The sequence below is a fragment of the Aliisedimentitalea scapharcae genome, assembly GCF_045277565.1.
In the GTDB taxonomy this organism is placed as follows: Bacteria; Pseudomonadota; Alphaproteobacteria; order Rhodobacterales; family Rhodobacteraceae; genus Aliisedimentitalea; species Aliisedimentitalea scapharcae.
Genome location: NZ_CP123584.1, coordinates 2506956 through 2521722 on the forward strand (window position 1 = coordinate 2506956; position 14767 = coordinate 2521722).

At 57.5% G+C, this 14767-nt stretch carries 13 protein-coding genes and 1 pseudogene; 6 read left to right on the forward strand and 8 right to left on the reverse strand.

Translation table 11 applies throughout. The annotated features are described in order from the left end of the window. Positions 1 to 5 precede the first annotated feature (5 nt). From QEZ52_RS11810 to QEZ52_RS11830, 5 genes and pseudogenes are all read right to left on the reverse strand, one after another. The gene (locus tag QEZ52_RS11810; protein ID WP_406644550.1) at positions 6 to 1307 is read right to left on the reverse strand and encodes an HlyD family type I secretion periplasmic adaptor subunit; all 1302 of its coding nucleotides are present in this window, start codon (positions 1305 to 1307) and stop codon (positions 6 to 8) included. After that, complete coding sequence (locus QEZ52_RS11815) at positions 1300 to 3240, reverse strand: ATP-binding cassette domain-containing protein (RefSeq protein ID WP_406644551.1); 1941 nt, start codon at positions 3238 to 3240, stop codon at positions 1300 to 1302. Before QEZ52_RS11815 ends, QEZ52_RS11810 begins: the two co-directional genes overlap by 8 nt. After that, on the reverse strand, positions 3237 to 4760 hold the full coding sequence (locus tag QEZ52_RS11820) for a hypothetical protein (protein WP_406644552.1): 1524 nt from the start codon (positions 4758 to 4760) through the stop codon (positions 3237 to 3239). Before QEZ52_RS11820 ends, QEZ52_RS11815 begins: the two co-directional genes overlap by 4 nt. A 108-nt stretch (positions 4761 to 4868) precedes the next feature. Then, positions 4869 to 5497 (reverse strand): annotated as a pseudogene (locus QEZ52_RS11825) (phage terminase large subunit family protein); the annotation flags it as partial. Continuing rightward, positions 5445 to 6005 (reverse strand): hypothetical protein, encoded by a 561-nt coding sequence (locus QEZ52_RS11830; RefSeq protein WP_406644553.1) that lies wholly within the window; start codon positions 6003 to 6005, stop codon positions 5445 to 5447. The gene QEZ52_RS11830 and the pseudogene QEZ52_RS11825, both read right to left, overlap by 53 nt. 111 nt (positions 6006 to 6116) lie before the next feature. Between QEZ52_RS11830 and QEZ52_RS11835 the strand changes: the two genes are divergently transcribed. The 3 genes from QEZ52_RS11835 to QEZ52_RS11845 all read left to right on the forward strand — a co-directional run bounded on the left by QEZ52_RS11835 (position 6117) and on the right by QEZ52_RS11845 (position 6943). Next, positions 6117 to 6386 (forward strand): hypothetical protein, encoded by a 270-nt coding sequence (locus tag QEZ52_RS11835; RefSeq protein ID WP_406644554.1) that lies wholly within the window; start codon positions 6117 to 6119, stop codon positions 6384 to 6386. A 5-nt stretch (positions 6387 to 6391) separates the two neighbouring features. After that, positions 6392 to 6610 (forward strand): hypothetical protein, encoded by a 219-nt coding sequence (locus tag QEZ52_RS11840; protein ID WP_406644555.1) that lies wholly within the window; start codon positions 6392 to 6394, stop codon positions 6608 to 6610. 90 nt (positions 6611 to 6700) lie between these two features. After that, entirely contained in the window at positions 6701 to 6943 is a 243-nt protein-coding gene (locus QEZ52_RS11845; RefSeq protein WP_406644556.1) for a DUF3489 domain-containing protein, read from the forward strand. Here QEZ52_RS11845 and QEZ52_RS11850 read toward each other — a convergent pair. Then, entirely contained in the window at positions 6925 to 7227 is a 303-nt protein-coding gene (locus QEZ52_RS11850) for a hypothetical protein (protein ID WP_406644557.1), read from the reverse strand. The two genes, QEZ52_RS11845 and QEZ52_RS11850, sit on opposite strands and share 19 nt — an antisense overlap. Further along, positions 7224 to 7412: a hypothetical protein gene (locus QEZ52_RS11855; protein WP_406644558.1), complete on the reverse strand. Its 189-nt coding sequence runs from the start codon at positions 7410 to 7412 to the stop codon at positions 7224 to 7226. Before QEZ52_RS11855 ends, QEZ52_RS11850 begins: the two co-directional genes overlap by 4 nt. A gap of 66 nt (positions 7413 to 7478) precedes the next feature. On the opposite strand from QEZ52_RS11855, the gene QEZ52_RS11860 reads away from it, so the two are divergent. The 3 genes from QEZ52_RS11860 (at position 7479) to QEZ52_RS11870 (ending at position 12948) form a co-directional block, all read left to right on the forward strand. Beyond that, a complete protein-coding gene (locus QEZ52_RS11860; RefSeq protein ID WP_406650446.1) occupies positions 7479 to 8783 on the forward strand; it encodes a recombinase family protein in 1305 nt (434 codons plus the stop codon). Continuing rightward, positions 8780 to 9163: a hypothetical protein gene (locus QEZ52_RS11865; RefSeq protein ID WP_406644559.1), complete on the forward strand. Its 384-nt coding sequence runs from the start codon at positions 8780 to 8782 to the stop codon at positions 9161 to 9163. Before QEZ52_RS11860 ends, QEZ52_RS11865 begins: the two co-directional genes overlap by 4 nt. Before the next feature lie 428 nt (positions 9164 to 9591). Continuing rightward, on the forward strand, positions 9592 to 12948 hold the full coding sequence (locus QEZ52_RS11870) for an adenylate/guanylate cyclase domain-containing protein (RefSeq protein ID WP_406644560.1): 3357 nt from the start codon (positions 9592 to 9594) through the stop codon (positions 12946 to 12948). Positions 12949 to 13706: 758 nt separating this feature from the next. Here the strand turns inward: QEZ52_RS11870 and QEZ52_RS11875 are convergent. Continuing rightward, a complete protein-coding gene (locus QEZ52_RS11875; RefSeq protein WP_406644561.1) occupies positions 13707 to 14663 on the reverse strand; it encodes a helix-turn-helix domain-containing protein in 957 nt (318 codons plus the stop codon). Positions 14664 to 14767 lie beyond the last annotated feature (104 nt).

The window sequence follows — 14767 nt, forward strand, 5'->3', positions numbered from 1 at the left end:
GCTCCTCACCTTTCGGTTAACGCAAGATCTAGATTGGTGTAGATGGGCTTCCAGACATATTGAAACACGGTCTTGGCGCCCGTTTTGATGTCAGCCTCGCCTGTCATTCCAGCGATCAATGTGAGTCCGTCTTCCGCGTCACGAAAATGGTCGCTGTCCAATTGCACCAGGACTTCATAGAATGCTGTCCCGCGCTCATCGACTTCTGTCGTCGGGGACACTTCCTCCACCGTGCCGGGGAGCGCGCCAAAACGACTGTAGTCGAAGCTGTCAATCTTCAGCCGAACGGGCTGTCCGACGGTAACGAATCCAACATCGCGCGGTGACAGACGACCGATGAAGCGATAGCCGCCATCGGCAGGAACGATGGTGACGACCATTCCGCCGGGATCAATCACGTCACCGATGGTGTCGTCCGGAATGGATTGAATCACGCCGGAAATGGGCGAGCGGATTTCTGTCTCGGCAAGCCGGTTTTCCAATGCGGCGACTTCTGCTTGCAAAGCGTTCTTCTGGGAAGCCGCCTCAGAGATCCGGCTTCTGGCCTTGGCAAATTCATCCAGCTCTAGCTGTGTCAGGGTTGCCTGAAGTTCATCAACTTCAGCCTCTGCAATGGTGCGGCGTCCGGCGAGTTGGGCAAGGTCAAAACGGTACTGCGCTTCCAGCTCGCGAAGTTCTGCAAGCTTAGCCCGCGTGCTTAGGCCGCGATCCACCAGATCCTGTTGAACCCCGCGTTCTTCTTCCGCGACGGCAATCTGTTGGATGAGTTGAGGACGTTGTTCGTCGATGGCGACAATCTCGGCCTGTCTTTCCTGAATCTGCGTTCTTACCACTGAATTTTCGGCACGAATGAATGCCCGCGTTGCCGCAAGCGCGGCCCTCTCACGTTCCACAAGATCATTGAAATCCTTAACGTAGGGCGAAAAGTCGGGTTCGCGTCCTTCTGCGAGTGCAAGGAGCCGTTCAATTTCAAGTGACAACCCTGCGATGCGCGCCTCGACTACTTCAAGCGCAGATAGGGCCTCGGTCTGGTCCAGAAGCGCCACGATTTCACCCGCTTCAACTACCTGACCGCGCGAAACGCGCAGTTCTGCCAACTGTCCGCCGTGCCTGCTTTCGACACGTTTGACCTGTTCGATAGGTTCGATTTCTCCGCGGGCCTTGGAAATTTCATCCACCGGTGTATAGACCATCCAGAGCACTAGGGTGCCCATTCCGAGCAGGATGACAAATGCCGCCCGACGCATCCACACGAAAGTTGACGTGTCGGTTAGCTCGAGTGGTTGATCGCTACGAAGTTTACTCATCGCTTTTCTCCGTGGGGGAAGCTTTCGCCTCTGTCTTTTCAGTTTGAACCGGCCCGCAATACACGACATTGCCTGCGTCCAGTACGATGGCGATATCGGCACGAGCTGCGAGTTCCGTGTCGTGGGTTGCCAGGAAGACTGTCGCCTTGCCGCGCACATTGTCGATGAATTCCCCAACGTCTTCCGCGGCTCGAAAGCCCGTCGCTGCGAGTGGATCGTCAAGCACGAAGAAAGTGCTGTCACTTCCTGTCGCCGCAGCCCAAGCCGCGTTTTCCATGTCTATTTCCGGAGAAAAATCAGTGACGGGTTCGATGCCGCTTTGCTCGAGCCAAACGCTCTTGTCCCCGCCCAGAAAGGCACAGCGGGCGTCGATCTCGTCAGTATCGTACTGGGACATCAGGCACCCATTCAGCATCAGATGTCCGGATTGTGGTCTGAGATGTCCGGCAATCAGTTGCAGCAATGTGGACTTGCCGGACCCGTTTGGCCCCAACACCACGACAACGCTCCCGGCAGCGACATCGAAAGACACACCTGTAACGGCAGGAGGTTGTCCGGCCTCATGACGATAGAACAAGCCCTGAGCGGTCACAGTTGGCGCCTTTGCCTCAAGCGCAATCTGCAAATGAGACTCCTTACCGACAGTGGGCGCCTGAAGTTGCAGTTCGAGAGAACTCCAGCCGCTTCGTATCGCCTTGAGACGCGGAATTGCCAAGAAAAGGGACTGGGCCGGGCCGGTTATTCGCCAAGTCAACAACATGGTGCCAATCAGGGTTCCCGGCGACAAATGCCCCTTCAAGGCCAGATCGATCCCCACGATCAACGTAACAAGCGCAGTCCCGGATCCGAGCGTCGTTGCGACGGCAGATTGAGACCCGGTTTTCGTCATGAAACGGTGGGTGTCGCGCGCGCTTGACCGCAAGGTCGCATCAAACCGATGAAGCCATTTATCTGCCAGGCCGGACTGCTGTATGGCGCCATTGGCGTCGACAAGTTCCCCGATCATAAGGGTGCGTCGCTGGGATTGGCGAACGGCAAATGGATCCCTTTTCCCTGTTCCCGCGTTTAATAGGAGGCCGAATCCGACAAAAAGTACCAGATAAATTGCAGGAATGATTGCCATCCCGCCCCCGACGATCATCAGGGCGACGAATGTCAGAATGATGAACGGCGCATCGTAGATCGCGGCAATGTTTGGAGATGCGAACAGGTCAGCGGCGCGTTCGCCCTGACGGACTTTCGCGAGGATCGCACTGCCAGAACTGCGAGCTGAGTTCAATGTGGGCGATCTGAGTGCCTTTCCCACCAAGAGCGTCGAAATATGCCCCGACAGGGAAGCGTACTCAGACGCGGCAAGCCCAGACCTGACCTGCCTGAGAAGCAGCATGGTCACCAGAACGATCGCGGCACCGGACAACAATGCAGGCAGGGAATGTGCAGCACCACCGCCGAGCACTCGATCATAGACTGCCATGGTGAAGAAAGGCACTGCCAGCGCGCATAGATTGATCGCTAAGGACTGCCAAGCAACATGGACAAAAGCGGTTTGCGCCCGCGCTGCAATATTTGCGAAGGTAACCTTTGAAGCCTCCACTTCAGGGAGCATTCGCAGATACAGGAGCGGCCCAGTTGGTGGCCGACCCTGCGCAGGGCTTTTGCGTTCGGGCAGAGATACGATATCACCATCTTGTCTGATGGTTGCGATCCAACCTGCTCCGTCTCTTGCGATCAATGCGCCATCGTGACCGTCGCTCCAGGACGGTGGCACGCCCTTGTGAATCGACGCATGGACACCGATCAGGTTGCTTGCTCGGGCCATATCGGAGAGGGAAGTTGAATTTCCGCCAAATGCGGCGTGAACGACCTCGTCGGAATGGCGGCCATCGAGATATGTGAGAACGGATTGAAGGAAACCGGCGGCGTCAGACATCATTCGACCCCCTCGATCCAGTTTCTTGGATTTTCGAGACGAACGGCATCTTCCAAGCCTTTGCGCAGCTCGGCCGACGAGGTTTGTAACACGATTTTTACCTGCTCCGATCGGGAACACAGAAACACTGCAAGCCGCTTGATCGCATCGACATCCAGCGACGCTTCCGGCGCTTCGAGGACGACCATCAAGGGATTGCCCACAAACGCTTGAACGATCGCGGCACGTTTGGTGCCGCCGTCGGGAAGCGGTCTGCCGGAGGGCGAAACCTCAGTGTCATAACCGTGAGGCAGGCGCGCAACGAGACTGTCCAACCCCACCTCTTGAGACGCCGCTCGTGCTTCTGTTTCAAAGTCTCCATCCAGACGGGAGAGATTGTCTATCAGGCTCCCTCTCAGTAACAACGGCCGGGCTGGCACGACCCGGAGTTTCTCAACATCTGCTGAGACACGTTGCAGATTATTGACGATAGCTTTGACCTTGTCGGTGGCGGTCTGTCCCTCGGCATTCTCCAGCATCCAGATGCCTCCACCGGGAGATTTTAATATCTCTGTAACCTCACTTTTTAAGTGATGTTTAGCCTGTCGATGTCCTTCCAGAACGGCTTTCGATCGATCGGCAGCGACCGCTGCAGGTTGTCCGCGCAGCACGGTCGCGGCCACTCCGACAAGTTGGGATGCTGCCCGAGACCCCAAAAGTGTGCACGCAGCCAAGCCTCCCGTCGTCATTTGCCCTGCAAGCACTTCTCCGGCTCCCAGCCAGACCACCCCGACAGTCGATATCAACGCACCACTTTGGAGAAAATCCATCTGTAAGCTGCTGATACCTTGAGTTTCACGGATTGCCTGTGACTGAAGCCCACGAGCATAAACAAGCCGGGAAAATGCTTTTCCAAGGCTTGTAAGTGTAGTTGTGTTCGAGGGAGAATTCGCAAGCGCTGATACGCTCTCCTCATATCGGGCAACTGCACGCTGCTCCTGCTCCAAAGCCGAACGGTTCTTTTTGGCCACCATCAAAAACACCAACAAAGATACGCCTGCGACCAACAAAGGAGCGGCAACGACAATGCCTCCTAGGTACGCAATAAGTGCAAGAAAAACGATGGAGAACGGGGCATCGAAGCGTGCGAGCATCGTTTGGCCAACATTCACATCGCGAGCTTTTGCCGGGGCTGACGCCAAAAGTAACGCATCCTCCCTACTATGATGTCCCTGTACCAATTGTCGGGCTGTTTGCGACCAAAGCTTGTGTTCTTCTTCAGCCGACCATCGGGCGAAAATGCCCGATCTTACGTACCGAAGGATTCCCGATAGGCACAGCGCAACGACAACCGCCGAGAAAATGATGATCGCGGAACCGGCCGATTGATTAGGAAGAATCCGATCATAGACTTGAAGGAGAGCCAGAGGAAGTGCCAATGCCAATGCGTTGACACCTGTTGATAAGAGGCCGACAAAAATATGCGTCCCGACCCTAGTGCTGGAGTCGCGACGGGTGCCTTGCTCTGTTGCGTCAGTGCCCATTTCTATTCCTTGCCTTCATGTAGCTACCCAAAACTACTAAACATTTTTGAGTCTTCGTGTTTATTGACAGTATTGCCCAAAATTATCTATCCAGTCGAGTCTCGAAGCGCCTTCCTCGTCGGTCGAGGCTGGATAGGCATCGACATCATCAAGGAAGATATAGCGTGCCGGGGTGGACCGCAGCCCCACCGCAGAGTTCGCGCCGGTCATGATCAGGATGCCGCCTGCGAATTCCTTTGACAGCATCGTGTTGCCCGAATCCCGCGACCGCGCCAGTTTGACCCGCTCCCGCAGGTCCGGGCTTTCGTCGATCAGCGGGTCGATCCGCTGGCGCGAATTCCGTTTCGCGAGTTCCACCGTCGGCTGGACCGCCAACATCGGCCCCGGCGCGTGGTGGATCGTGAAGCCAATCCAGTTGTTTCCAGCCTCCGTCGCACCGACCTGTGCGGCCTTCATGAACACGATGCGCTGTGTTGGATCACTGGGCTCAGCCGATCCATGATCTCACGCATGTAAGGCGTACGCGCGGTGCGATAGCGCCTCGGCTCGGCCGAGGCGCGCCCCGACAACATTCGGTGCTGATCCGCCCATTCCGACACGGTCAGGTCCGCATCCGGCGTGAGGCCCGCGCCCCAGGCACGCAGGATCTCTGCCGCGCCGTCGAAATCCGGCATATCGTCGGCATCACCGGAGATCGGGTTTGACCTCGGCAAGATCGTCGAGTTGGGCACGGACATGTTTCTCCAGAACCTTCTGCATCGCTGCGGGCTCCACACCCAGATCGGCCGCCATCAGCGCCGCCGCTCTCGACGGCCAGTTGACCCAGACATCCCGCTCTTGCCGCGCCAGCCGGAACACCAGTGACAACGCGCGGGCCCGGTCGATCAACTCGCCTTTCAGCTTTTGTAACCGGAGTCGGCGCTCCTGAGCCTTCAGGACTTCGTTCGCCGTCTTGGCCTGCAGGAAGGTCGTGCCGCTGCCGATTTGCGGCGCCGCTAATCCCTGTTCACGGAGCGTCTCGCCGACTGCGGACACTGCGGCCTCCGGAACGGGCTTCAGTTTTGGCTGCGGCGCTTTTCGGGTTTTGGACGGGTCGGTTGCCTCGGCGCGCAGGGCATCGCTTGCGACTGCGTCGATGCTGCCATCGGCATGCAGAACCAGCCGCCCCGTCGCCTTGGCCTTCTGGATTGCACCACGTGAAAGGCCGACGCGGGCAGCGTATTGTCGCTCGCTCAGACCCTCCATTGCGCGCTCCGATTATCATTCAAAATCATGTGCTTATGTAGTTGATAAGCCTCCGTACCAGAGCGAACGTGGCTCCACGAAAACGATGCAACTCACAACGGAGCCGCCACGATGACTCGCCTGAACCCGATCACCACACCCCGCCATCAGCTGCGCGCCGAAAAGGCTGCGCGGAACAAGGAGGCGGCATTGAACGCCTTCATCGGCAAGAAAGCCGAGATCGACGAGGCGCTGGCGCGCTTGGCAAACCTCAGCGACGACCACTTCAACGCCCACCCCGACGAGATCAACTGGGGCCATGTCGGCACCCTTGAGCACTACGCCAGCCTCCTGAAGCGCATCACCGACAGCGCATTCAGCGAAGGCGAGCACGCGGAGTGAGCACCATGGAAACCAGCACCATCCGAATGCCGATCCGCAAGCTACCCGATCACTTCGACCGAAGCCGTATCACCACTGTCCTCGACGAAATCGAAAGCGCCCTGATGGACGACGGCGGCGTTTATGTCCGCGCCTACGCTGACAGCATGACCATCACCATCGAGGTGCCGACCAATCAGCTGATCGATGCGGCAACCTGCCTGAAGAACCTAGACTTGATCTGAACCGTGCAACCGCGCAGACCCGCCCCGCATGTGCGGGGCTCGTCCCGGTAGAAGGGTCGCATTCCGCGCCCCCGATGACCGGAGACAACCATGGCCAAGAATTCTGCCCCCACAACAAATGATGCAGCCCCGCGCCAGACCAAGCAGCAGATCATCATCGATCTCCTGCGTCGGCCCGAAGGCGCGGGCATCGAAGAGATCACCGCCGCAACCGGATGGCAGTCGCACACGGTGCGCGGCGCAATGTCCGGCGCGCTCAAGAAAAAGCTGGGGCTCGATATCACCTCGAAAAAGACAGAGGAACGCGGACGCGTCTATCGGATCGAGCGCTGATTTCGATCCGGCGCACCGCTGAAGTCACGACTATAAGGAAGCCGTCGCCGTGTAAGCAGCGGCTTCGTCGTTTTGACCCGGATTGCCTCGAATAGCCGTCTCAGCACATAGGACCGAACGATACTGACAACGGTAAACACCACGCCCATTTTCAGGTTCTGCGCCAGCGTCGTGTGCAGCCCGAAGATCGGGAAGATCAGGATTTGCGTAGCGACGGCGACGCCGTAGCCGACGATCACATTGGCGACGGACTCCACCAGCGACATGAGGCGCGACTGCTTCATGCCGCCACCTCATCCATCGGCCAGCAGTTCAGCTGCGAGAGTTCGCAGCGCATGCGCCGCAACCAGGGGGACCACGCCGTTGCCACAGAGGCGAAGCCTGTCCACCCGGTGGGCCAGCCCATCAGAGCCTCGACGAACAGCGGGTTCAAGGTCCGGCGCACATCGGAGGTATCGTTCCCAGCCATCGGCGTCACCAGGACCTGGCGGCCAAGCAGGCCGTTCACCGGCGTGTTCGCCAATGTCGTCGCGCCATCCTTGTGATCCCGTGTGCGATCTACACCCGCAAGTCGAGTGAGGAAGGGCTCGACATGGAATTCAACAGCCTTGATGCGCAGAGGGAGGCCTGCGAAGCCTATATCGCCAGCCAGCGATCCGAGGGCTGGGTTGCGACCCGCGAACGCTATGACGATGGCGGTTTTTCTGGTGGCACCCTCGAGCGGCCCGGTCTCAAGCAGCTTCTGGCCGACATCGACGATGGCTTGATCGACGTCGTCGTGGTTTACAAGATCGACCGTCTGTCGCGGTCGCTGATGGATTTCTCCAAGCTGGTCGAGATCTTCGACCGCAACGGCGTCACCTTCGTCTCGGTCACGCAGTCGTTCAATACCACCACGTCAATGGGGCGGCTGACGCTGAACATCCTGCTCAGCTTTGCCCAGTTCGAGCGTGAGGTCATCGGTGAGCGCATCCGCGACAAGGTGGCGGCATCGCGCAAGCGCAGAATCTGGATGGGCGGCTATGTTCCGCTGGGCTACGATGTGCAGGATCGCAAATTGATTGTGAACGACGCCGAGGCCGCATCGGTCCGTCGCATCTTCGAGCGGTTTGTCGAACTCGGGTCCGCCACGGTTTTGGCACGCGAACTTCGCCGCGACGGATTCCGCAACAAGCAGGGAACGCTGATCGACAAGGGTTATCTCTATCGGCTGCTGAACAACCGCGTCTATCGCGGCGAGGCCGTCCACAAGGGCAAGGCTTATCCCGGCGAGCACGACGCTATCATCGACGAGGACCTCTGGGATCGGGCGCACTCCATCCTGCAGGAAAGCCCGCGCAAACGTGCCAATAGCAGCCGGTCGCGGACCCCCGCTCTCCTGAAAGGGCTAATCTTCAGCGACACCGGCGCGGCCATGACGCCCACAAGCACGAAGAAGGGTGCGAAGCTTTACCGGTACTACGTTTCGATGGACGTCATCCGGAACCGCGAGACCGGTGAAGAGACAGCCCCGATGCGGCTGGCGGCTGGAATGGTTGAGGACGCGGTCGTGACCGAGGTCCGGCGCATTCTACAGACGCCGGAGGTGGTGACACAGGTGATTGCGGCCCTGAAAGAAGAACAGGGCGCAGTTTCGGAAGCTGACGTCATTGCAGCGCTGCATGAGTTCAGCGCGCTTTGGGCACGCCTGTTCCCAGCCGAACAAGCACGGATCATCCAGCTTCTCGTGCAGCGCGTCACCGTCACCGCCGCAGGGCTCGAGGTGGATATTCGGCGCGAAGGCATCGCGGGGGTCGTCCGCGAGATGGTTGCGCCTCGCGGGATGGAGGCGGCGGAATGACCAAGCCCGACGATACGATCCGCGTGCTGATCCCGTTGAAGGTGCGCAAGAAAAACGGTCGGCCCAAAATCCTGCCGCCCACCGACTATTTACCGAGCAAGGATCAGGCCCAAGATCCGCACATTCTGCGGGCCATTGGCCGGGCGTGGGGCTGGCGGCGGCGCATGGAAGCCGGTGAGTTTGTAACGATCCAGGAACTGGCCGAGGCCGTTGGACTTGCGGAACGGCATGTCAGCAGGCAGTTGCGGCTGGCTTATCTTGCGCCGGAGGTGCTGAAGCGCCTGACCTGCGGGCGAGAGGTGTCATCGGTCAGCCTGTACGATCTGTGCTTTCTCGCCGGGGTGACTTGGGGGGAACAGTTTGAGCGCGTGTTCGATTGATCGCTGATGCCTCGCCCTCAAAGAAGCATGACCCGCGCCTGTTTTTAGATGGAGCGGACGTTCGTGCAATCTGCAGCTAATGGCTCTTCAGAGCCCGAAGCGGTCGCGCAGGAATAGGTCCGTTTAGCACTTGCAGCACGACCTGGAAGTTCACGACCAGACCAGGCCTGCCGGTAAGTTGCATCCTACATTTTTCTGTGCTGTTTTCTCTTTGCGGACATTCATTTATCCCGTTTCTTTTCCCGCCATCAGGGGTCAGTCCAACTGGTTGGAACCACCTGGATCCATTCGTCGTCGACAGGTTGATCAGCCGTCAAACAGCCTGTTTGAACGCGCCAAATAAAAGCATGACATAAACCAAAAAAGCGTTACTGTCGGGCTTTTGGGATGTGTCGGTTTCTGACATCGGTATCCGTAGGGGGGTCAAGTTGCAGGACGTACAAAGCTGGCTCGCAGAACTTGGACTGGAGAAATATGCCCCAGCTTTTGCCGAAGCTGAGGTGGAAATCAGCGATCTGCACCGACTGAGCGAAGATGATTTAAAAGAACTGGGCCTGCCGCTAGGACCGCGTCGCCGGTTGAATGATGCGATTAAGCTCCTGGCAGGCGGCTCCGGTTCCATTGAGCCGAATGCGACACCGGTGGCGCCTGTTTTGGATGCTGTGGCCACCGATCCGCCAACTGACGCCGAACGCCGCCACCTCACGGTGATGTTCGTCGACCTAGTTGGCTCGACCGAGATGGCGACGCGGCTTGATGCGGAAGACATGCGGAATGTCATCACGTCCTATCAGAACACGGTTGCTGGCGTCGTCAGCCGCTACGAAGGCTTCGTCGCCAAGTTCATGGGCGACGGCGTGCTGTGCTATTTTGGCTGGCCCCGCGCCAATGAGGATGACGCCGAGCGCGCAGTCCGGGCGGGCTTGTCGATCATCGAAGCCGTCAGGAAAACCAAAGCGCCCAACGGCGCGCCCTTTGCCACGCGGATCGGCATTGCCACTGGCGTGGTGATCGTTGGTGACATGATTGGTAGTGGGGCGACACAAGAGGCCGCGGTGGTCGGCGAAACGCCCAACCTGGCCGCACGGCTGCAAGGGGTTGCGCAGCCCAACCAGCTTGTGCTGCCGCAGGAAACGCGACGACTGCTGGGAAACACATACAAACTGACGTCCATAGGAGCTCAGGACCTCAAAGGCGTAGGCGCACCAGTTGAGGCGTTTGTCGTTGACGGGGAGACTGCTCTCGAGAGCCGGTTCGCCGCCCGCCAGTCAGGCGCGATGACGCCTATCGTTGGACGCGAACGTGAGATCGAGTTGATGACCGAACGCTGGGCGCTGGCTCGGTCCGGCCAGGGTCAGTTGGTCATCGTCAGCGGCGAGGCGGGAATCGGCAAGTCCCGTATCACGCGGGCTGTCATCGACCAGATCACTATAGAAGAAGACAACATTCGGATGACCTACCAGTGCTCTCCGTATCACGCGGACAGCGCATTTTATCCCGTCATCCAGCAGATGTCCTTCGCGGCAGGGTTCGCCTCGTCGGACGACGCCGAAACGCGGCTGGACAAGCTGGAAACACTGCTTGGCGATGATCAGGACACTCTGCGGCTCGTCGCGCCTCTGCTGGGGCTGGATGGCGAGGCCCGCTATGGCGCGTTAGACCTGACGCCAGCACAGCAACGCGCACAGACAATGAAGGTGCTAGCGAGCCTGCTTGTGCAGCAGGCCGCTGAGAAACCTTTGCTATTGGTCTACGAAGACCTGCATTGGGTCGACCCAACCTCGCAGGAACTGCTGGACATCTTGCTGGATCAGATAGCAGACCAGCCCGTCATGATCCTCGCCACCGCCCGCCCGACATACGAATATGCTTTTGGTGGGCATCCCATCGTTACTAAGTTTGCGCTGAACCGTCTGGGCAAGGATCAGATCAGCGCTATCGTGGCAAAACTGACCGACGGCAAGGCGCTGCCGGATGAGATCATGACGATCATTGCGCAGCGCACCGACGGCGTGCCGCTGTTTGTCGAAGAGCTAACCAAGACAATCCTCGAATCCGGCGCGTTGAAAGAGGACGGCGAGCGATACGTGTTGAACGGCCCGCTCAGCGCTATCGCCATTCCCACCACGCTGCATGACAGCCTGATGGCCCGGCTGGACCGGTTGAACCCAATCAAGGAAGTCGCGCAGACCGCCGCCTGTATCGGGCGGGAGTTCAGCCATGGACTGCTGTCGCAAATCTCACCTCTGCCAGACGCGGAATTGTCCGAGGCCATGGACGGCTTGATCGCAGCTGAACTGATCTACCGTCGAGGCCTTCCACCCGAGGCGACATATCTGTTCAAGCATGCGCTGGTGCGCGACGCCGCTTATGAAAGCTTGCTAAAGGAAAATCGCCGCGCCGTTCATACTCGCATTCTCAGCGCGCTGGAGACCGACGCTGACATCGCCCCTGAAGTCCTCGCCACCCACGCGGAGGCTGCAAACCTAACCGAACGCGCCATCGATCTGTGGGCAGCCGCCGGCAAGGCCGCCATAGCACTGCCGGCTTTCGACGAAGCGATCTCACATTTTGGTCGGGCAATTGAATTGATCACCCCTCAACTGGAAAACAGCGAAGTCCCGCCGTTTGAACGCGCGCTTGGCTTGCAAGTGCCTCTCAGCATGACCCTTCTCGCCCGCAAGGGGTTCACGGCCGACGAAACACTGGAGTCGTTTGAAAAGGCGTTGGTTCTTGCGGACAAGGTCGGTGAGACCCCGATGCGGTATTCAATTCTGTACGGTTTGTGGATTGGCAAGGGAGCCAGAGGGCAGCACAGAGAGGCTTTGCGAAGCGCGGAAGCGCTTGTCGAGGAGACGGCCAATGCGCCGAACACTCCCCCAATGGTGGTCGCCAATAGAGTTGCAGGCGCTTCGCACTTTTTGATGGGTAACTTTGCAGAAGCGCAACGGTTTCTGGGTGTTGCCCTGGCCAACTATGACTCCATCGCACATGCGGGCCTCGCGAACCAGTTCGGGCAGGATATTGGTGTCACAATCCACGTTTTCCAGGCAATGAATTCGTTGATGCTGGGTCAGACAGAGCGAGCCACGACTCACCTGAACGAGGCTGAGAGCGTTGCCAAGTCGACCGATCATATCCAGACAATCTGCTATCTGCTGAATATGCGTTTCATATATGGCTTGGCGTCCGGTGACCGTCCTGACGTTGAGCGATGTCTTAACGAAGTATCGCCTATTGCTCAGGAACATAATCTGGCGCTCTGGTCGGCTATGATACCGATGTGTATCGAAAATTTGGCGGCATATAACGGCGACAAAACCAGTATGGAAAGATGGCAAAAGGCCGAAGCAGCAATTGACGCTATAAAGTTCAAATTGTTTATCGTGAGCTTTCGCGTTGACCTTGCCCGATCAGCACTGGCGATGGGCTTTCACGACGATGCGGCCGAACTGGCCATGAAAGCGCAAGAGTTGATCGACGAAACAGGCGAGACTTACACCCTGTCCGACCTCCACCGGGTGCAAGCTGAGATCGCCATGGCGGATGACGACGCCGAGACCGCAGAAAAATGCCTCGTTACGGCCCTCGTCGTCGCCCAGCGGCAAGGCGGAAAATTATGGGAACTGCGCGCGGCCATAGACCTTGCCCGTCTCTGGCGAGATCAGGGAAGGAACGCCGAGGCGCTCTCTCTCCTCCAACCCGTCTGTGACAGCATCGCTGAAGGAGATTGCCCCGAAGATCAGGCGATGGCCCGCGAACTGCTCGCTGAGTTAGAGGTATAACCGTCCTTTCGACGAATTTCAGTGGCTCCTCATTTTGGCGGGGTTGGCCAACCAAGACACAGTCAGAATGTCGGCTTTACCGATTTTAGCTTTTTCAATTCCCCTATCAGCCGAGGCCGATTTCACCCATTCTCGAACACACGTCGCACTTGCGAAATCCAAGATGATGCAGTTGCAGCGAACGGCAAGAAAGTCCGCGGTGCGGTCGCTACCCACAAGTGACAGTAATGTCCGCTTTGGGCTGCCTGCAGCCATCCGCACCTGGTGCAGCGAACGGCAGTAGGGAGCCCAATGCGGAAGTGCACGGGTTTTGACTTTCGCAGATACAGCGATGAAACAAGTATAGCCGTTGGCTACTAAGCAGCGCGAATAGCGGACGTTCATTCATTTGTCAGCATGATTTCATGCGCTGATGCCCGAGTTGCGGGCGAAATCGCCTGATGCGGTTTTACCGAACTCCGCTGTCGAACGCCCGATAAATTGCGGAACTAGTCGCGGCAGCGCAGCGCAAGGCGCTGCCAGACATATTTGGCCCCCCTTTTTGTACAGGATGGCTGTCCCCAACGCCGAATAACCAACTATCCGGATTTCTGGTGTTACTTCAGTCAAAGAAGATCAGAAATGTCACCGCTCGTTTTCTTGGCATGGATCGCTTGGCCCAAAATTGATCGACAAATACCGAGGTTGGATAACTCGGTTATTCTCAGCGTGTCCTCATCTATGGGCAACTTATCTGCAAAAACAATGCTCAAAGGCGGTCAATATTTGCGTATTCCAAGTGTTTCACTGGGCTTTTCTCCAAAGTAGTCGAAATACTTGCGGGAAAAGCTTCCTGGCCTTTTTACGCCGTGAGCCCGTAATACGTCTGTCACCAGAACATCATAAGGGCTACTGTATGCCAGACATTTTTTTACATGGTTTATTCTAGTCGCATTCAAAAATGCTATTGGCCCCATACCATAGTGCTCGTGAAAAGCGTGCCTAAGAAGACGATCACTGACATGAAATTTTTTGCACAGGTCCAAGGCGGTCAGAGGGGCAGAAATATTTGCATGCATGTATTCGATCACTGAGGCGACAAGTTTGTTTCGCTTCTCGTTTGCAATCGTGTGCTCGGATTTGAGCTGAGTTTTTTGCAGCGCTTCGACCAGACAGCGTAGGATTCTTGCCTCGGTGTCCGCTTGTGACAAATGCGATATTGCGCCATGGCATAGCATTTGTATTTGCCGCTGAATAAGCATCGCACCTTCAGGGTTGGTGTGAAGAACTGTCCAAGTCTCGAGATCGATGTCCAATTCACCATAAGACAGAATTTGCATCGCGTTCTGGAGAACCCGTTTGCCGACAATTAGGGCTTCAATTTGGGCACAGCTTTCCGTGCAGTTATGATATTCAATGCCAGTGCCTCTGATGAGAATGTCGCCAAGCTCTAGCTGTCTGCCTTGCCAACGCGTTGCCTGAGAGCATCTTGTGATAGGAATAATGGTGACGCTGTTTTCTTCAGCGGGCCCCTTTGTCAGGAGCGAACTGTTGGTCTCTGCAACAAACGCTCTCAAGTGAGGCATTTGCGCCACCTCGAGCTTACCCTCAAATGCACCCTTGGACAGCAATGTGAACTCTCCCCGCCAGCCTGGAATCGCATATCGGAAGTCCTCAAAGCGGCTGAGTCTCAGTGAAATGCGCTTCAGTTGGTTCAGATGATCGCCAGCTTCCATTTGTCCGATTTTCCCCACGACGACGGTCCCTATCTTGCCGGAATCGTACAATGAATTGCTCGTCTTGCCTAGCTATAGGCAGTCTTGACCTCCAGCAGCGAGGC